Annotated in this window: 22 protein-coding genes and 1 pseudogene; 13 read left to right on the forward strand and 10 right to left on the reverse strand. The window is 40.6% G+C overall.

Going from position 1 to position 18638, the window contains the following annotated elements; translation table 11 throughout:
- The 3 genes from V7K46_RS10385 to V7K46_RS10395 form a co-directional block, all read right to left on the reverse strand.
- The coding region (locus V7K46_RS10385) for a hypothetical protein (RefSeq protein WP_335112740.1) at nt 1–1169 on the reverse strand (1169 nt) is incomplete at its 3' end.
- Between the two features lie 23 nt (nt 1170–1192).
- A complete protein-coding gene (locus V7K46_RS10390) occupies nt 1193–1756 on the reverse strand; it encodes a phage tail protein (protein WP_335112742.1) in 564 nt (187 codons plus the stop codon).
- The gene (locus V7K46_RS10395; protein WP_335112744.1) at nt 1756–1995 is read right to left on the reverse strand and encodes a hypothetical protein; all 240 of its coding nucleotides are present in this window, start codon (nt 1993–1995) and stop codon (nt 1756–1758) included. The genes V7K46_RS10390 and V7K46_RS10395 overlap by 1 nt, the downstream gene beginning before the upstream one ends.
- A gap of 191 nt (nt 1996–2186) precedes the next feature.
- On the opposite strand from V7K46_RS10395, the gene V7K46_RS10400 reads away from it, so the two are divergent.
- Together V7K46_RS10400 and V7K46_RS10405 are read left to right on the forward strand one after the other, a co-directional pair.
- A complete protein-coding gene (locus V7K46_RS10400) occupies nt 2187–2453 on the forward strand; it encodes a hypothetical protein (RefSeq protein WP_335112745.1) in 267 nt (88 codons plus the stop codon).
- 18 nt (nt 2454–2471) lie between these two features.
- Nucleotides 2472–2717, forward strand: coding sequence for a hypothetical protein (locus tag V7K46_RS10405; protein ID WP_335112861.1), 246 nt, complete (start codon nt 2472–2474; stop codon nt 2715–2717).
- Between the two features lie 42 nt (nt 2718–2759).
- Here the strand turns inward: V7K46_RS10405 and V7K46_RS10410 are convergent.
- A pseudogene (locus V7K46_RS10410) lies at nt 2760–2900 on the reverse strand (IS630-like element ISMae25 family transposase); the annotation flags it as partial.
- A 15-nt stretch (nt 2901–2915) separates the two neighbouring features.
- On the opposite strand from V7K46_RS10410, the gene V7K46_RS10415 reads away from it, so the two are divergent.
- Nucleotides 2916–3107, forward strand: coding sequence for a hypothetical protein (locus tag V7K46_RS10415; RefSeq protein ID WP_335112747.1), 192 nt, complete (start codon nt 2916–2918; stop codon nt 3105–3107).
- A gap of 63 nt (nt 3108–3170) precedes the next feature.
- On the opposite strand, the gene V7K46_RS10420 is transcribed toward V7K46_RS10415, so the two are convergent.
- The 5 genes from V7K46_RS10420 to V7K46_RS10440 all read right to left on the reverse strand — a co-directional run bounded on the left by V7K46_RS10420 (nt 3171) and on the right by V7K46_RS10440 (nt 8157).
- On the reverse strand, nt 3171–3335 hold the full coding sequence (locus V7K46_RS10420) for a hypothetical protein (protein WP_335112749.1): 165 nt from the start codon (nt 3333–3335) through the stop codon (nt 3171–3173).
- A gap of 173 nt (nt 3336–3508) precedes the next feature.
- Nucleotides 3509–4153: an FHA domain-containing protein gene (locus tag V7K46_RS10425; RefSeq protein WP_335112750.1), complete on the reverse strand. Its 645-nt coding sequence runs from the start codon at nt 4151–4153 to the stop codon at nt 3509–3511.
- Complete coding sequence (locus tag V7K46_RS10430; protein WP_335112752.1) at nt 4131–6263, reverse strand: substrate-binding domain-containing protein; 2133 nt, start codon at nt 6261–6263, stop codon at nt 4131–4133. Before V7K46_RS10430 ends, V7K46_RS10425 begins: the two co-directional genes overlap by 23 nt.
- Before the next feature lie 43 nt (nt 6264–6306).
- Complete coding sequence (locus V7K46_RS10435) at nt 6307–6987, reverse strand: response regulator transcription factor (protein WP_335112754.1); 681 nt, start codon at nt 6985–6987, stop codon at nt 6307–6309.
- A 51-nt stretch (nt 6988–7038) separates the two neighbouring features.
- Complete coding sequence (locus V7K46_RS10440; RefSeq protein ID WP_335112756.1) at nt 7039–8157, reverse strand: sensor histidine kinase; 1119 nt, start codon at nt 8155–8157, stop codon at nt 7039–7041.
- Nucleotides 8158–8897: 740 nt separating this feature from the next.
- On the opposite strand from V7K46_RS10440, the gene V7K46_RS10445 reads away from it, so the two are divergent.
- From V7K46_RS10445 to V7K46_RS10485, 9 genes are all read left to right on the forward strand, one after another.
- Nucleotides 8898–9737 carry a Pvc16 family protein gene (locus V7K46_RS10445; RefSeq protein WP_335112758.1) on the forward strand — a complete coding sequence of 280 codons (840 nt, stop codon included), beginning with the start codon at nt 8898–8900 and terminating at the stop codon, nt 9735–9737.
- A gap of 30 nt (nt 9738–9767) precedes the next feature.
- Nucleotides 9768–11426 carry a phage tail sheath family protein gene (locus tag V7K46_RS10450; RefSeq protein ID WP_335112760.1) on the forward strand — a complete coding sequence of 553 codons (1659 nt, stop codon included), beginning with the start codon at nt 9768–9770 and terminating at the stop codon, nt 11424–11426.
- Nucleotides 11427–11585: 159 nt separating this feature from the next.
- A complete protein-coding gene (locus V7K46_RS10455) occupies nt 11586–12062 on the forward strand; it encodes a phage tail protein (protein ID WP_335112762.1) in 477 nt (158 codons plus the stop codon).
- A 115-nt stretch (nt 12063–12177) separates the two neighbouring features.
- Complete coding sequence (locus V7K46_RS10460) at nt 12178–12654, forward strand: phage tail protein (protein ID WP_335112764.1); 477 nt, start codon at nt 12178–12180, stop codon at nt 12652–12654.
- A gap of 295 nt (nt 12655–12949) precedes the next feature.
- On the forward strand, nt 12950–13468 hold the full coding sequence (locus V7K46_RS10465; protein WP_335112766.1) for a phage tail protein: 519 nt from the start codon (nt 12950–12952) through the stop codon (nt 13466–13468).
- 311 nt (nt 13469–13779) lie between these two features.
- Entirely contained in the window at nt 13780–14127 is a 348-nt protein-coding gene (locus V7K46_RS10470) for a hypothetical protein (RefSeq protein ID WP_334960126.1), read from the forward strand.
- Between the two features lie 215 nt (nt 14128–14342).
- The gene (locus V7K46_RS10475) at nt 14343–14726 is read left to right on the forward strand and encodes a phage tail assembly protein (protein ID WP_335112768.1); all 384 of its coding nucleotides are present in this window, start codon (nt 14343–14345) and stop codon (nt 14724–14726) included.
- Complete coding sequence (locus tag V7K46_RS10480; RefSeq protein WP_334724994.1) at nt 14669–14872, forward strand: DUF6760 family protein; 204 nt, start codon at nt 14669–14671, stop codon at nt 14870–14872. Before V7K46_RS10475 ends, V7K46_RS10480 begins: the two co-directional genes overlap by 58 nt.
- Nucleotides 14869–16692: an FHA domain-containing protein gene (locus V7K46_RS10485; protein ID WP_335112770.1), complete on the forward strand. Its 1824-nt coding sequence runs from the start codon at nt 14869–14871 to the stop codon at nt 16690–16692. The genes V7K46_RS10480 and V7K46_RS10485 overlap by 4 nt, the downstream gene beginning before the upstream one ends.
- Nucleotides 16693–17201: 509 nt before the next feature.
- Here the strand turns inward: V7K46_RS10485 and psbA are convergent.
- Nucleotides 17202–18284 (reverse strand): photosystem II q(b) protein, encoded by a 1083-nt coding sequence (gene psbA / locus V7K46_RS10490; protein ID WP_335111128.1) that lies wholly within the window; start codon nt 18282–18284, stop codon nt 17202–17204.
- A 26-nt stretch (nt 18285–18310) separates the two neighbouring features.
- On the opposite strand from psbA, the gene V7K46_RS10495 reads away from it, so the two are divergent.
- Nucleotides 18311–18535 (forward strand): hypothetical protein, encoded by a 225-nt coding sequence (locus V7K46_RS10495; protein WP_335112772.1) that lies wholly within the window; start codon nt 18311–18313, stop codon nt 18533–18535.
- Nucleotides 18536–18638: the final 103 nt, after the last annotated feature.

An 18638-nucleotide genomic window follows, 5' to 3' on the forward strand; every position in this document is an offset into this window, starting at 1 on the left:
CCATTCTCAGGTGATGTGGCGCTAACTACTGGTACTTCACCATTTTCAGGTGATGTGGCGCTAATTTTTGGTGCAATTACAGTTTCACCATTCTCAGGTGATGTGGCGCTAACTACTGGTACTTCACCATTTTCAGGTGATGTGGCGCTAATTTTTGGTGCAATTACAGTTTCACCATTCTCTGGTGATGTGGTGCTAATTTTTGGTGCAATTACAGTTTCACCATTTTCAGGTGATGTGGCGCTAACTACTGGTACTTCACCATTTTCAGGTGATGTGGCGCTAATTTTTGCTGCGATCGCTGTTTCACCATTCTCTGGTGATGTGGCGCTAATTTTTGGTGCGATCGCTTCTAACTCTGGACTGGGCAAACTAGATGGTAACTCAGAATTTAATTGCACATCATCGTTAGCAATATTCCTGAATAAAGTCGATTTATCTTCAACACTAGGCGAAGTGGATGACGTTATGCTAGGCGTTCTACTACTAACAGAATCATTATCACTTATAGTGTTGTTTGAAGCAACATTTCGTTGTAATTTCGGCAGATCCGAATTAGCCTCAACAGGCAGAGGCTCATCTGATACTAATAAGCTATCTTGATTACGATTAATAGGAATGTTGCTTTCATCAACAAATTGAGCCACATTTTTAGCTGCTGATGATTTGACTGTTTTTTTAGTCTTAGATTTCGGTTTTGACTTTTTTTCTAATGGCTGTTGAGATTTATTTGTTTTTGTTGATTTAGATTTACCTTTATTATTTAGTTTTTCTGAGGTATCATTACTCGTATTTTTATCAATGCGAGTTGGCATTATCTCTGTAATACTGTCTTTGACTGATTCACTACTATTAATATTACTATTTTTTAGTGAATCTCTTGAATCATAAGAATCAGACTCAACTAATGGAAACTCACTATTGATATCCTGAATCTCTCCATTCTCCCAATCTATTAATGGTTGTATCGTCGATTCATGTTTACGAGATAAGAAAAATTTAGATGATGTGACTAATGGTGGTTTAGTTTGTATGGAACTGATAATATTACTTTGTGAATGCAGGGAATTAGACTCTTTTCTTAATAACATTTCGTGAGGATAAGATAAAGATGATCTTACCCCCAGTGGATGAACATTATTTCCTAGTGGAGATTGAATAATTTGCATAGTTATAGTTGAAAAATAGCCAATTAACTAGAAGGGAAATATCCTGTTTCATCTCGTTCTACAGAATTACCTCCTCCTGAATCTCTGGCAACTTGTAAACCTTCATAAGCCAAAGTTAATTCTTCAATAGCAACCGCGTTTCCATCTGCTTGTAGTGCAGGTGTATTCCAAGCTATAGGAATAGCACCAATCAAGGTCCAACTCATCATCGTTTCACCAGCTTGATTGAAAATCAAAATATTGACATTGCGTCGAGATGTTTTATCTTCTTCATTAAAAACTGTATTTATCCAGTTCCAAAAACCTGGATGATCGGTAAGTCCACGTTTAAGAGTTATGTCTGTAAATTCTGTATGACCTAAATAAATTCTTTGCTGGTCGTTGACACCACCTTCGTAAAAAACATTTTTCTGAATTTGAACACTTAATCCTGAACATTCAGTGAAAGATGCAGCAATAGAACTGTCTATTTCTACGTAGAAACGATTAGTAGTGACATAATTGTATTCGTGATCAACGTCGCCTTTAGCAAGGCTGTTAGGAATACCTATTTTATCTCCTGTTCTTCCGATGAAATTTCCAACCATCACAACCACCTTTGGGAACTATAATTACTTAGCCTTTCTTGCTGCGATCGCAGGTCTTCTAGCAAAAGTTTATACACATGCTCTGTAAGTTGGTTCATAAGCAGTGAGTCGTTGAGATATTTAGTTGCCGTTTTAGCCACCTTGCTAGCATCAGATGACGCTGAAACCCCGGCGTATCCAGCAGTACCGCCAACATCTCCATCGAACGTGAAAAAAGTTTGTTGCTGTTTTGAGTCCATAAAAAAATCTCTCCTAGAATCAAGGCTAAAGGTACTGCATCAGAATCAAAAGTAGCCAAAAGTCGAACTTCGTCTTTGCCTGGATTTAGACTTTTGATGAATCGTGTTAAAAATGCGATCGCCATACTCTAGATATGTGCTTGATCCAGCAAATATTGATCTACCTACTGCTTGGGCATCAGGAGAAAAAAATGGTAGAACATGTAAACCAGTCCAAAAAAGCTACCACTACTTCCTTCTCAATACCATCTCTCAAACACCGGATACCCGGCTTTGGTTTAGAATCCTCACAAGCTTCACCCCAAGCAGTTCCATTGGAGCAACCCCTCAATAAACCTCTACCCACGACATTAGTCGAATACCCTTGCATCATCCCCAAACAAAACAGACAATTGGGGAGCCTGGAAATAAGTATGAACAAGAAGCTGACGCGATCGCAAATCAAGTTATGTCTATGATCAGCCGTGCAACCAGAGATGGGTACTCCAGAACAGACAGACTCACAAGTACCCTCTCAACCTCTGGTTGCTAGGATAACTCCTTTAGTCCAACATAAAGCAGTACCACAGAGCGATCGCAGTTTGCAAGCAACTAGTGATTTTGAAAGTCAGTTAAACAAGACTAAAAGTGGGGGAAGTCCTCTTCCTAGTCAGGTACAGAGGAGCGGGGGGGAATGTATACAGACTTTGAAGTCCAGCAGCCAAGGGAAGACATTTGGTTGAGGTAGCAGAAGGGAGAGAACCAGCCCCAAGGTGGGTTAAAGCTACTGTGTTGCGATGAAGGTTGAGGGCAACGGCTATTTGTTTATCTGTCCATTTCCTATTGACATCTGTACCTTGATCACAAATTAACAAAATTTGAGCGTGCAAAATTTTTTTGGCAGGAGCATAACCATTACGGATAATAGGAAACACCCAAACGTGAAGGCGGAAGTTACTTCCAAGAAGGCAGAAGTTGCTACAGACTGCGCGAAACACCCAAATGTGAAGGCAGAAGTTACTTCCAAGAAGACAGAAGTTGCTACAGACTGCGCGAAACACCCAAACGTGAAGACAGAAGTTACTTCCAAGAAGACAGAAGTTGCTACAGACTGCGGCCGGCCTAGTGCGTAGGCGCAGCCCCCCGCAGGTATCGCATCTCTTTTAAGTTGAGTAAATAATCATAAATTGCCCACCCTACACCTCTTGAAGTGCCATCGCCACTCTTGTAGCGACTCTCTTAAAAGTCAAGCGACGCCGAATAGCCCGTTGTAGACATCGCTCATGTATGATGGTTGATGAGGGTGCGATCAGCTGATCATCTAGAGTGCGATCGCATATCTTATAGGGAACGCAGTGCATAGGCGTAGCCCCCCGCAGGCATCGCTCTCGCAGCGTGTGTTAAGGAAGTGTAATGTCAAACTCAGGTTAATTTATGCTAACTCTCACCAAAATTGAAGGGTAGTTGATCAATCAACTACCCCATGAAATTTTACAGCTTTTTGCAAACCTAGTGCATTAGCTAAAGCTTTTTACTACACAATATATACAGTGAAATTCACTAGATTATCCTGACCAAATCGCAGTGAATCGCCATTAAGCAGTCGATATTGCATACCAGGAGTTAGAGAAGTATTGTTTAAATAAATACCATTTGTACTCATATCAACAATCATGTATGCATTTTGCGACCAGTCCCAATCGACTCGCGCATGACGACGAGAGATTATTCCCTCACTGGGGATGCCGGTCAAGTCAATTTCTGGCGGCGCTATTCCTGGACTCTGACTGCGGCGACCAATATAACCTCCTTCCCCAATGAGGTTAAATTCTCTTCCGGTGGTATGAATCAACTTTAAGACTGGCGCTCTTTGAGGTGGGGGAGTATAAACAGGCGGTGTTGGTGGATAAGAAACCCGTTGCTGATAGACTGTTGAATAATCAACGCGGGCTTGTTGGGGAACTTGGTAATTAGGTTGGTCTGTTGCTGGCCGCTGATACTGAATAGGTGGTTGTTGACTGGGTGGTTGTTGACTGGGTTCTTGTTGACTGGGTTGTTGTGGTGTAGGGGCAACTACATTACCCACAGGAGTGGAACACCAGGGACAAACCTTAGCATTGTTAGGCAGGGCGCGGTTAAAATATTCGCAATTGGGATTAGGGCACCGATTTGCAGGCATAGGAATTTATATCATCAGGCATAGGTTGTAAAGCTACAAGACCTACTTTACTAAGTAAACACTGACCCTGACGAGTAGTTAGCATCTGGGCAAATGTAGAACCACCTGGTAGGCGGCTGCTGTCTTTAGGGTACACTACAAAAATAGGGTATCCCAAGGCGTAGCTTTGGAAAGTCGTGACATCAACATAATAATCATCATGTTGACACAAATCATCTGAGGGAGTAATTGAGCGGCGATCGCGCCGTTGAAACAGAGGTTGAATCGCTGACTTGTTGCCATCCGCGATCGCTAGGGGATAGCCAGTACACTGAGTCCAAGTTTTACTGATAATGCCAAAACTGATGATACCAGGAGTTCGCCCCTTTAGAGTCTCGCTGCGTATCTGGTTTTGGGTTTTTGTTGTATCAAGTTTAATAACCTTTGCTTTAAATAAAGCTTTGTCCTGAGGGGCGTTTTTGAAAACTATTTCTTGAAATTTACTGATTGCTTCCGGTTCAGTTGGGGCCAAAGGTATCAGAGTCAGATTTGGAAGTTTGGGACTAATTTGCTGCCAATTAGTAATTTTACCTGTATAAATTTGACGCAATTGCTCAAGACTTATTTGCCCTCCAAGAGCACTAGCAAGATTTGAGTCTCTCTTATTAAATGCTACAAATACCAGTAACCCATCATAAGCAACTGGTTTTTTAGCAAGTTTATCTGTGATATTATCTACCAAACTAGTAATTGCAAAATCTTTTTTGCTTGTTTGGACTTCTTCGATACTTTTAATCGGATTATCTATATTTGATGACAAAACAGATTCATAATTAAATGTTGCTGTTGCATCTGACTTTGGTCTGGTCAATAAATCTCCTAAATGATTGTTGTCCACTGGTTGTGTCAAAATATAGCTCCATGTACTGTCTTTTTCTCCTGTATAGATAAATTGTCCGGAAGGAACGTTGGGAACTTCAGAAAAATTCCGCACAAGTCTCGACCATTGTATATATTGATTAGAATTAATTGTTTTCTTACCCCAAAGCCAATACCAAATCCCTCCCCCAAGTAGTAATAAAGCCAGAATTAATAGCAGAATTAAGGGGATTGGGAAACGCTTTTCTATTTCTTGAGAAGCTGGCGATCGCGCTGAACTTTTGCCCTGATCTTCTTTGGGAAGTTTTAGCAGTGCTTGACGAGCTGCTTCTGCACTCTCGAAACGAGTTTCCAGCCCAATTAGTTGATAAATAAACTGTTTTAAATGACTATCAGTATCTGGCCATTGTTGATTATCTCTAGGATTGAGAGGCTGGTTAGATGACAAATTAGTTGTGCGTCCTGCCCATAAAGAAAAGGCTACCAATCCTAATGATTCTAAATCTTGCTCAGGTCTGGCAGGCGCGGGTTGAGCAATAATAGGCGGAAGAAATAAATTTTCCCAGATAGCTAAATCACAAAAGTATATAGAAAATTTTTGATTATTTTCTACTTGAATTAAAGTACTATCTAAATTGATGTTGCCGTGAGTGATACCCACTTGTGTTTGGTTGGAGGGAAAGCGCAGCTTTTGAGTGTGGAGAAACTGGAGAGTTTGTAGACCTTGATTTAGGACTTCACGCACCTCAATAGATGTCATTGCTCCCTTCTCGATCAGATATTTTCCTAAAGTTTGGGATGCCTCTACTCCTTTAGTAATTAAATAACAGCGTTCTCCTTTTTCATCAGCGATCGCTTCTTTAGTTTCCACAAGACGGAAGTTTTGAATTCTACTATCGGCTAAACTTACCCCACCCACCTGTTTGAAAGTCTCTTTCCGCTTTTGAGTCTCACTTTCATTAAAACAACGATTGGGTAGCAGGTATTCTTTGATGATTACAGGCTGTTTGTCTTTGAGTTGGATACCTGAATATAAGCGGCCCAAACCCCGGACACCAACAAAACTAGCTATTTGATAAGTCCCCAGATTTCCTTTAATCTCAGCCTGCTGCGGTAAAGTTGCTGGAAAACCACATTCCAAGCAAAACTTAGCACCTTTGATTTGCTGCGCCGTTTGGAAGGGGCGATCGCAAGTTAAGGGAGAATTGTACGAGCAGGGGTATTCTTGATAAAAAGATTCAAATGAAGGCATATACAAAGAGTTTCGTGAATTGCGCCGATTACTTCTGTCGCGCTCAAGCGTGAACTAATCCTAACTTGAGAGCAGCCACAATAGCTTGAGTCCGGCTAGTAACCTTCAATTTTTCAAAAATACTTGTGAGATGCGCCTTAACAGTAGCAACTGTTACATATAAATGTTTAGCGATTTGTTCATTAGAAGCACCTTGAGTTAACCAGTGTAAAACTTCTTGCTCTCTTTGGGTTAAATGCACCTCATGAGATGCTTTCATATTAGAGTCTGAATAAGCCTGAAAAAACCGGAAAAATCGACTAGCTACCTCTGAAGGTAGATAAATTTCTGACCTTGTAACAGTGTCAATAGCTTCACACAATTGTGTTGCCAAACGATTTTTAAACACATAACCTGCGGCTCCTGCCTGCATTGCTCTAAAAATCCAGTCATCTTCTTGATGAGCCGACAATACTAAAACCTTGCCAGTGTAAGCAGTTTCCTTAAGACGTGCCAAAACTGTAATCCCATCACATCCTTTCAATTGCATATCCAGCAAAATTAAATCTGGACACTTCTGGGCTGTTAATTTTAAAACTTGCTCTACAGTATCAGCATCACCCACAACTTCTACAGGTAAAGCAGAATTAATACTATAAAAGTTGAGGAGGGTACGTAACCCCTGGCGGAAGCGTTCTTCATCATCTACCAGCAAAACTGAAAGTTTTTTATGATCATTAGTCATATTTTTAATTACGAATTACCTTAGCCTAGCCTATTAGGAATTATCAATTATTTATCTACTTCTTGGTCGAGGCAAAATCAGAGAGAATTGCGCTCCCCTTTCTGACAAAACTTGTGCCCAGATACTTCCTTGATGATCCAGAATAATTTTTTTAGCGATAGTTAAACCCAGTCCTGTTCCTCCTCTACGTCGGGAATAAAATGGGGTAAATACTTTTTGTAAATCCTCTTGAGATAGTCCTGGCCCTTGATCTAAGATTTTAATTAAAACTTCATCTTGAAAAATCTGCCAGCTACAAGTAATAGTTCCGGAATTAGGACTGAAATGAACAGCATTACTGAGGATATTGTCAAATACTTGTTTCATTTGCAATCTGTCAATCTTCAGTATTGTCGATGTATCGGGAATCGATATTTTAATTTTTTTCTGATTAATTAAAGGTTGTAAATTTGTGATACTTTCAACTACCAAATTTCTTAAATCTTGAAATGTTACCCTTAATTTTGCACTTTTACCACAATCAATAAGCTCATTTAAATTAGTATCTAAATCTTCTATACTTTCGCCAATGATTGTTGCTTGCTCTTGCCAAGGACTATCCTTTAACCCTAAGTATAAGTTATGTGCATACAATCCGATAAGTCCTAGAGAGTTACGCAATTGATGACCTACTCGATGTAGGATATTTTCCAGGAGTTGAATTTCAGTTTTTTGTCTTCCATAGTCTAAGTAAATATCTACATACTTACTCAGGAGCATAGCAGAGCGTTTTACGTATAATTGCAAACTCGATGACAGAGGTTCATGAGTAATGATTTGAATGTATTCAGGTTTTTGATTTCTATAGCCTATGGGGCAAATGTAAGAAATGGATGAAAAGTCCTTAAGTCTAAATTCATGTAAAGTTAAAGCAGGCGGAAAGTCTGTAAGCCATGCTTCTGACCGTAAATAAGCTAAAATTTTTGGCGAAAAAGAAGCTTGGTCTTGACCATAATTTATAACTTCCTGATGATTTTTTAACAAATAATCATGATAGACAATCCGAGCGAAAAAAATTGGATACTGACTAGTTAGCTGCTCAGACTCTAGCTGACAAAAGCTTTGAATATCTGAGGAATTCAAATAATTAGAGCCATTTTCTAGTTTTTGTACAGAAAAGCCTAGTGTCATAGCTTTAACTCGCTTTTTGCAACTAAATATTTTTACTTTTCTGCTGATCAGTATAAAATTATGCAGGATCAGTAGTGTTTATTTTTTGTTAAGTTATTTTGTTTAGATAATTAATCCAAATAATTATTAAGTTTGTATTCACTGGTGCTTCTCACCTTCCTAACGCTATTTCTCCTCTCACTAGATAATATTTATACCCTTGTTTCTCCGTGCTAGGTTCCAAACAAGAATTTTTTGGCTTTGCTGAGAAAGCGAGGCTTTGAAAAAGATTCAGATTCAAGGTCAGCATCTTATTTTTCTATTCTCAGAGATATAAAAGAGCGCTAATTTCAAGGGATAGACTGATCTACAAGTTGAAGTTACTGCTTTTCGGATTTTTGAAAAGCTAATATTTTCCAGCCCTCTCAATCATCATTCTGGGGAAACTAGGGAGTGAGGATGATGAAGCAGAGGGGAGATGGAGAATAACCACTAACTAAACGTGAGTTCGACGGCTCATGTGGTATTACCTAATGATCTGAGTCAAAAGCCTCTAAGAGGTTTTACTACGCAAAACCGTCCCTCTCGCCCGTCGAAAAGGACAGACTTGAACTTTATTTTAAGTCAGGGAGAGGTCTTTTGACTTAGGTTAACTAATGCCAATGCCCCATTCACAAATATCGACAAAAGTCTAATTAACTTTAGAAGGTTAATACATATATTGTAGATGCATCTGGATTTGCTACCAGCACAACGCCTTCATGTTTATCTTCGTTCTTCAAACTTTAGCCGAAATTCTCGCTGGAGGAACCTCACTTACCAGTACGGAGCAAATTGACTTCAGCCATCCTTCTACTCGAAGGGAAGAGGGAGCAGGGCCGACTCTGAATTTATACATTTATGATATTCGTCAGAGTAAGCAGTCTCAACGAGCCGGAAGGCAAGTTGAACGTAATGTTACACGCCATCTAGAAACTGGCACTGTAAATTGGGAACCTATTTGGTTTGATATTTCAGTGGTATTAACAGCTTGGGATAGGACGACTTTAGGCGAGCATCACTTCCTCAGTGAAGCATTGACCGTACTTCTACGGCATCAAACTTTGGAGGAGGAGTTTTTAGTTCCTGAATTGCGGGGTTATGGTAGTTTGCGTATGGTAATTGGAATACAGCCGTCACTTGAGATTGGCGGCATATGGGGCGCTCTTCATGTACCTTTGCGTTCAGCCTTATACTTCACAATCAGCGTGCCTTTTCATACGCAACCTACTATAACACCTTTGGTTTGGGAACGAATTTTTGACCTGCGAAGTAGAATGGACGGGCTTGGTGGCAACCAAATTATGACTAGGCGAGTAGTAGTTGCAGGTTTTGTCAAGAGTGCGACAACAAATTTGCCACTGCTGGCGACAAAAGTTACTCTGCAGGGAACTACAAAATTCATGGAAAGCAACAAAGAAGGACTGTTCTTTTTTGAAAACCTTGAGAGAGGTAACTATGTTTTAAATCTAAATTGTCCTGGCTATTTACCCAAAAATGTTAATGCATTGGTAGATAACCAAGGTTATACCTTCAAAGAGATATTTCTAACTCCTGAATAATTAAGTTTTTACTGACTTGGAGAGACTTTCATGGCTAGACTTGATTACTTTGCTCCCGGTGTCTATATTGAAGAATTTGACCGGGGGAGCCGACCGATTGAAGGTGTTAGCACAGCAATTGCCGGGTTTGTAGGCTTTACAGAAGATATTCGAGATGATGCTGAACTATTTAAGCCGATGTTGGTGACTAATTGGACGCAATATCTCAACTATTTTGCCCATCCTAATTCTGATGGTTTCACCGATTTCAACGCCTACTTACCCTTTGCAGTCTATGGCTACTTTATGAATGGTGGCGGTCGCTGCTGGGTGACAAGCATTGGCACTCAATTACCAAACGCACCCAAAGCCGCGAGTCCAGAACCTGCTATTCTAAGAATTAACGCTCGAGGCAATCGTCCAGCCCTGCGGTTTACTTTGCGCCCTGAGCAAGCAGCAGACGGATTAGTAAATATCTTAATTATTGAAGGTTCCCCTCGTGCCCTACCTGAAGGTACTGAAGGAGAAGCTGCTCCAAATACAGGAGAATATTTCACAATCGAGATTCGTCGGGGAGATCAGCTTCTAGAGCAATACCAGAACTTGACGATGAACCGCGATCCTAATGCTCAAGTAGCAACTTATGCGCTGACAGCATTGAGAAATTCTATGTATATCAGTGTAGAAGACATTACTCAAAGCGGACAGCCTTTAACTCGCCGTCCGGTCAATGGTCAGTACGAACTAGCGCCACCAATTGTTGCCACTCAGCCGGATAGACTTTCACAAGATATAGAAGGGGTACGAGACGATCGCACAGGGGTACGCGGTATTTTTGAAATTGATGAAATCACAATGGTGGCTTGCCCTGATCTGATGCGGGCTTATCAAGAACAAGTGCTGAACTTGGATCAAGTCCACGGGATCATGGAACTGATGATCAGTATGTGCGAAGGTTCTGCCAGTGGCGATATTCCTAATCCACCCAACCGCATGGTTTTACTTGATGCACCACCTGATGCCGTTAAACCCCAACAAGTAGTGAATTGGTTGAATAGATTTAATCGTCGTTCGATGTTTGCAGCCCTTTACTATCCTTGGATCAAAGTTGCTAACCCGCGCGATCGCGGCAATCCCATTCTAGTACCTCCTTGTGGTCATATGATGGGTGTTTGGGGACGCACCGACGAAACCAGAGGTGTCTTTAAAGCGCCTGCAAATGAAGTTCCCAGAGGCGTAATTGGTTTAGGTTATGATACCAATTTCCGCGAACAGGAACTATTGAACCCCCTTGGTATCAATTGCATTCGCAATTTCCCGAACCGAGGTATCCGCATTTGGGGAGCACGAACTTTAGTTGAGCCAGATAAAACAGAATGGCGTTATATCAGCGTGCGTCGATTGATTAGTTACCTAGAAAAATCAATTGAACTGGGCACTCAATGGGCAGTTTTTGAACCGAATGATCAAGATTTGTGGGCGCGTGTCAGACGTACTGTCAGTAACTTTTTAGAGCGTATTTGGCGTGAGGGTGCTTTATTTGGAGATTCAGCAGCACAGGCATTTTATGTTAAATGCGATGCGGAATTGAATCCACCAGAAACTATAATTTTAGGTCGTTTGTATATCGAAGTAGGTGTTTGCCCCGTTAGACCGGCAGAGTTTGTCATCTTCCGTATCAGTCAATGGAATGCACTTGATGAGGGATAACTGATTAAGCTAACCCGCTTCATATTGCACTATTTTCTGTGAGAATGTCATTAGTCATTAGTCCTTTGTAAACACAAATGACTAATCACAGCCCATAATGCGTAATAGCTTACTATTTTCTGCAATTTTTCCACACTCTTATTAGGAGATGAGATTCTCATGGCAAACGAATATATTGGTGCTTCTGTCTTTTACTTTAATGCAGAAGGTATTGAAGAGAAATTCGTTAAATCAGTCACAGGATTGGGGATAAAAAATAATGCCACTACAGATGTTAGAGGTTCAGGCAAAAGTGGTAAGGTAATCCGTCAAAACACTCCAGGACAGGTAGAACATAATAATGTGACAATTACCTTGAATTACAATGGTGACAATAGCATTTACGATTGGTATTTAAAGTGTAGCAAAGATGGAGAAAGCCGTGAGTGGGATAGCAACCGTAAAGCAGTTTCAGTTATTGGTTATGCCCAAGATAGGTCAACTGAAGTAATCCGGATAAATCTTACAAATTGCTTTCCCGTATCATATACAGCCCCAGAATTTGATGCTTCAAACAATGATCTGGTAACAGAGGCGATTGAAGTAGCTATTGAGGGTTTTAAGATTGAAAGAAGTACAAAGTCCCTGAGTACTTGAGGGTAAAACTTAATTGTTCGGTTTGATTTAGCTATTTGTCATAGGCATGAGGTTGCTATAACTTATAAATAGCAACCTTAACTGCACTATTAATTTATTAGGAGATGAGATTCTCATGGCAAATGAATATATTGGTGCTTCTGTCTTTTACTTTAATGCAGAAGGCATTGAGGAAAAATTCGTTAAATCAATCTCAGCATTTAGTGATAAAAATAATACCACTACACAAATTAGAGGTTCAGGCAAAAGTGGTAAGGTAATCCGTCAAAATACTCCTGGACAGGCGGAATCTGATAATGTGACAATTACCTTGAATTACAATGGTGACAATAGTATCTACGATTGGTATTTAAAGTGTAGCAGAGATGGAGAAGCGCGTCAGTGGGAAGACAACCGGAAAGCAGTTTCAGTTGTTGGTTATGCCCAAGATAGATCAACTGAAGTAATCCGGATAAATTTTACAAATTGCTTTCCTGTATCATATACAGCCCCAGAATTCGATGCTACAAATAATGATCTGGTAACAGAGGCGATTGAAATAGCTATTGAGGGTTTTCAGATTGAAAGAAGTACAAATGCCCTAAGTAATTGAGGGAAAAACTTAATTGTTCGGTTAGATAGCAACTTTAACTGGACTATTGACTTATTATGAAATGAGATTCTCATGTTACAAACAGTGATCTGGTAACAGAGGCGATTAAAATAGCTATTGAAGGTTATCATATCGAATCAAGTCAAAAAACCCTCCAACTTAAGGTTAAAATTCAATTGTTCGGTTCTATTTAGCTATTTGTTTTTGGTAGCAGGTTGCCATAACTTATAGATAGCAACCTTAACTGCTAAATTAAATTAGATTTGTATCAAAACTCAAACTCTCAATATATACTATGGTAATCACAAACATAGCTTCAAAGTTAGGACCGAAAGAGTTTCTTACAAAATATCGTTTTTTTGTAGGACTAAACTTAGGTTGGAATGATAGCGATACCTACTTTTTAGAATGCCAAGGTTTCACAAGAACCCAGGACGTAATTGAAATTTGTGAAGTCACTTCTCAAAAATGGGGAGATGCATCAAAAGGTAAACCAGTTATAACTAAACTTCCTGGCAATGCTAAGAGTGGTAATATTATTTTGCGTAAAGGTTTGACCACATATGCATCTTGGTGGAAATGGTTTGAAGAAGTCGAAACAGGTAAGTGGAAGGAACAACGTAAAAATATTTATTTATCTATTTACAACCAAGAGGGAAAGGAAAGAGCTAGATTTGAATTAAATGGTGCTTGGCCTACTAGTTACAAAATTAGTGATTTTGACGCTACCAGTCATGAAATAGAAATTGAAGAGATAGAGATTGCTTTTGAGGAATTTAAACGCGATGATCCTAGTTTAATGGGTTATTTTTAATGAATTAAGGACATAAACAATTTGTCAATAAGCAATAGTGCTTAATATTCTACCGAAAATTCGGTAGAAAGCATAATTTTTAAGCTAGCGATGCCGTACTCCTACGGAAAAGCAAGCTATGCATAGTGTTTCATAGAGATGGCTGGCTACATCTGTACCTCATATTTCAAAGCATCATTCTTACACTCACAATTCAGTATCAAGCTGAATTTGACACTGAATTAATGGGCTAATTTGTAGAGTAAATACTATTACCAAAACTGATTTTGTTTTAACCTATTACGAGTGCGCGTGAAGTAATTAGGAGGACTATGTTTCCCACAGAGTTTGAATTTACACTGCCTAAAGGATATCTAGACTCTGAAGGCAACCTCCACCGCAAAGGTGTAATGCGGTTATCAACGGCGATAGACGAGATTTCACCCTTGCGTGACCCACGCGTTAAAGCTAATCCCGTTTATGCCACAATTATTATCTTGTCGCGAGTAATCACCCGCTTGGGTGCTTTACCACAAGTGTCTCCGGCAATAGTAGAAAACTTTTTTGCCCAAGATTTAAATTACCTTCAAGATTTTTACCGTCGAATCAATGGATTGGAAGGCGAAACTTCCATACCAGAAGATACAATAAATTCCCCTGAGCCAGTTGTTCATAATTGAGTTCGGGAATGGGGAATAGGGGGATGAGGGAGATGAGGAAGCAGGGGAAGCAGGGGGAGCAGGGAGCAGAGGGGCAAAGGAGCGGAGGGGAAAAAGACTATACAGAAATTACTCTTTATTCCCCTATCTCCTTCGCTTCTTATCCCCCTATCCTCTTCTTGCCCCATGCCTAATGCCCCATGCCCAATACCCAGTCCCCAATCCCCAAATTACCTATGCGCCGTAAAAAGGATACTCTCTGCACAGAATTTGCCTTCACTCTTCCTAAAGGGTTGAGTGATGGTGAAAACCGAGTACATCGTCAGGGGGTGATGCGTTTAGCCACCGCCAAAGATGAAATTTTGGTGCAACAAGAGCGCAGAGTTCAAGAAAATCCAGCTTACGGCGTCTTAGTGATGCTTGCACTGGTTATTACTCGCTTGGGCAGTTTCAACTCTGTTAGTCCTGATTTACTCGAAGGACTTCTCCTACATGACATTGCCTATCTCCGAGAATTTTACAATCGAATCAATCAGCAAGGCAATGTACACATTCCGACACAATGTCCCCACTGCAATACTCAATTTTCAGTGGAGCTAGAACTAGCGGGGGAGTCCTAAGCTACCCCTCTGATACTCTATATGAGGAGGTAGCTTTTATTGCTTATCATTTTCATTGGTCACAAGATGATATTTTAAACTTAGAACATACTACCCGTCAGCGCTGGGTAGCAGAAATCAATAAAATTAACCAAAAAATAATATGAAAGTAAAAGTTAGCTACTCACCAAATCTAAATGAAGTCAATGAAGTTGACCTGACCACAGAAAATACAACCAGAGGAGAATGGTTAATAGGTCGTTCTCCTGATTCTGATTTAGTCCTAGACAGCCCTGATATCAGCCGATTACATGCTAAGTTTTTTGTTAAAGGTGGAAATTACTACTTCTCTGACCTTGGCAGTAGAAATGGCTCAATATTTAACGGTAAACAGGCTGAAAAAGACCGACCATATTCTTTGAGTGATGGAGACGTTATCCGGATTGCAGATTACGTTTTGATCTTGGAAGGAGTTACTCCCGCCTATGAGCAACCAGAGACAGTTTTTAGAATTATAGATCCTTCACTGTTTTCTCGGCCGCGATCGCCTGAAAATGTCAGCGCTTCCAATGTTGCTAATCCAGCCCCAGAAGTAGTTAACGAAGTTCCAGCGCCAATTAGTAACGAAGTAAAAACACCTGAAATTAATTCTCCTTCCCCAGAAATCAGCGAAATCTCAGAAGTTGTTGCAACTCAACCTGATGATGTCATCCCTAAAAACATCATTCAGTCACCAGAAGCAGTCAGCGAAGTTCCACACGATGTCCATGATCAAGTTGAGGATTTGCGGACATCAGTTGCAGCAGAAGTCAACGCAGATGCTGAGGAAGTAGAACTTCCAAAAGTCGAAGCCTCAGAAGTTTCTTCTACTGTAGCTGATGATGCGATCGCTTCACCTGAAAACATCATTGAAACTCCTCAAGAGGAAAGTGTTCTTCCACAAACCACTCACGATGAGGAAGCAGCACTGGCGGCAGAATCTACTTTTGTACAGCGGCGTGATACAAGTGCCACTCCCGAAGCTACTCACGATGAGGATGCAGAATTGGAGGCAGCACTAGAAGCAGAAGTCACCTACGTTCAGCCACGTGATATTTTCAGCGAAGTTCCTGCACAGGAGAGTACCGTTCCCGAATCTACCTCCGATGCAGAGTTGGAAGCAGAAGTCACCTTCGTGCAGCCGCGTGATATTTTCAACGAAGTTCCTGCACAGGAGAGTGCCGTTGCAGAAGCTACCCATAATGAAGTAGTAGATTTAGATACACCAGTTACAGAAGAAGTTGACACAGATGTTGACGAGGTTGTCAAGGAAGTTGTTCAAGATGCCGACATTCAGCAGCAAGAAACATTGAGTCAAGTACCAGAGGAAAAGAGCAAAGTTACACAAGATACGAATGATAAAGTAGTAGATTTGGATACGTCAGTTACAAGAGAAGACAGCGCAGATGTTGAAGAAGTAGAACTTAGTTCTGCTATTGATGAAACAGAAAGCGAAGCTCCTGAGATCATCAGTCAAACTATTGAAGAGGTTTCTGAAGTAGAAGCAACTCAATCTGATGAAACTTCAGAAGAAACAAATGTAGGTGAGCCTTCTCAAATGATCATTGAAAGAAACATAGTACTAATTGCTCACGAAAGCAAGAAATCAGAACTTGCGGAATTTGTTTCTCAACATCAGGAATTTTTCTCGCAGAGTTTTACAATTACCTGGCCATCTGTTAGCGAAGTCTTACAAAAACAGGCGGGGATAACTATTAGTCAAGAAACCCCCGCACCGACTTCTGGAGGATATCAAACAATTGCTTCATTGGTTGGATCAGGAGAAATTTTAGCATTTATTTTCCTGAGAGATTTGCTACAACCTCAGCCTAATCAAGCAAATGAAGAAGCACTGCTAAGGTTATGCAATATTAATCAAGTTTTACTGGCAACTAATTTGCCAACAGCAGAGGCGATCGTGCATTATCTTAAATCGACAGCAGACTAGCACTAAATTATTCATTGAACAATAATATCCCCGACTTCTTTAAGAAGTCGGGGATATTATTGTTCCATTATATTTTTTTTTGAAAAGTTTCAAATTGCGTAGAATAATTTCAATAAGAAAAATTAATCTAAAAATATACATATATTTTAAAGTAGAACCCAATACAGTTTAGTTAAGCATTTCTTCCTTCTCTTTCTTCTCTTCCTTTGCGTTCTTCTCTACGAGACGCTACGCGAATGCGCCCTTGGCGGTTCGTTAAAAAATTGACTTTGATAAAAAGTTAAGCCTTAATTGAACTGTATTGAAGTAAAACCTATTTAATAAAATTTAATAAAATGGTTGCAAATTTTAAAAGTTTTTTTAGACAAAAACGGTAGGGGCACAGCATTCCTATGCCCTGCATCCAAACCAGAACCGCTATATTTTACCGTAAGCGCTATAATCGTTGATACTAAAAAGCGCCCTCCCAATTTGGGAGAGCGCTTTTTGATTTAGCTAAACTTTACCATTTAACCGTTGATAGCAGGAGCGGTAAGAGCTACAGGAGCAAAATCACCTGCTGCCAAATCTAAGGGGAAGTTGTGAGCATTGCGCTCGTGCATTACTTCCATACCCAGGTTAGCGCGGTTGATTACATCTGCCCAAGTCGCAATCACTCGACCTTCAGAATCAATGATTGATTGGTTGAAGTTGAAACCGTTCAAGTTGAACGCCATTGTGCTTACACCCAAGGCGGTGAACCAGATGCCGATTACAGGCCATGCTGCTAGGAAGAAGTGCAGTGAACGGCTGTTGTTGAAAGAAGCGTATTGGAAAATTAGACGACCGAAGTAGCCGTGGGCTGCAACGATGTTGTAGGTTTCTTCTTCTTGACCGAACTTGTAACCGTAGTTCTGTGATTCGGTTTCGGTGGTTTCACGAACCAAAGAAGATGTTACCAAACTTCCGTGCATTGCAGAGAACAAGCTTCCACCGAATACACCTGCTACACCTAATTGGTGGAAGGGGTGCATCAAGATATTGTGTTCTGCTTGGAAGACAATCATGAAGTTGAATGTTCCACTTATACCCAAGGGCATACCATCAGAGAAGGAACCTTGTCCGATTGGGTATACCAAGAATACTGCACTTGCTGCTGCTACTGGAGCAGAATAGGCTATAGCAATCCAAGGACGCATTCCTAAGCGGTAGGATAGTTCCCATTCACGTCCCATGTAGCAGAATATGCCAATCAGGAAGTGGAAAACTACTAGTTGGTAAGGACCGCCGTTGTACAACCACTCATCTAAGGATGCTGCTTCCCAAATTGGGTAGAAGTGCAAACCGATGGCGTTGGAGGAAGGTACTACTGCACCAGAGATGATGTTGTTTCCGTAGATTAATGAACCTGCCACGGGTTCACGGATACCATCGATGTCTACTGGAGGTGCGGCGATGAAGGCGATTACGAAGCAAGCGGTGGCGGCTAGCAGGGTGGGGATCATGACTACGCCGAACCAACCGATGTAGATCCGGTTGTTGGTGCTGGTGATCCACTCACAGAATCGATCCCATACGTTGGCGCTTTCGCGACGTTGAATGGTTGTTGTCATTGTTTGATAAGTGCGGTTAGTTGTTTATGAATCAGACGGTTTTGTTTTCGCCTGTAAATACACTTTACACTGCTTTACAATTTTTTATCAACTATCTTGCTTTTGTAAAACTGATAGGTTCTATTAGCTTTACTTATTTAAAGGTAGGAAGGTGGATAGATGTAGTTCAACCGAGGCATCGGGCTTTGCGATGGCGTACTCACCCGGCAGGGGCGATCGCACCCTTGGGTTTTGTTATCTATATACAGTAGAATTCCTTTACAAACTTTAAAAAAAGGCGATGTCTACCACGGGCTACGCCTACGCCCTCCAGTTATTTTAAATAATTCATGCACACAGCACTTACGCGTCAAT

Origin of the sequence: Nostoc sp., from assembly GCF_036917395.1 — a bacterium.
Classification (GTDB): Bacteria; Cyanobacteriota; Cyanobacteriia; order Cyanobacteriales; family Nostocaceae; genus Nostoc.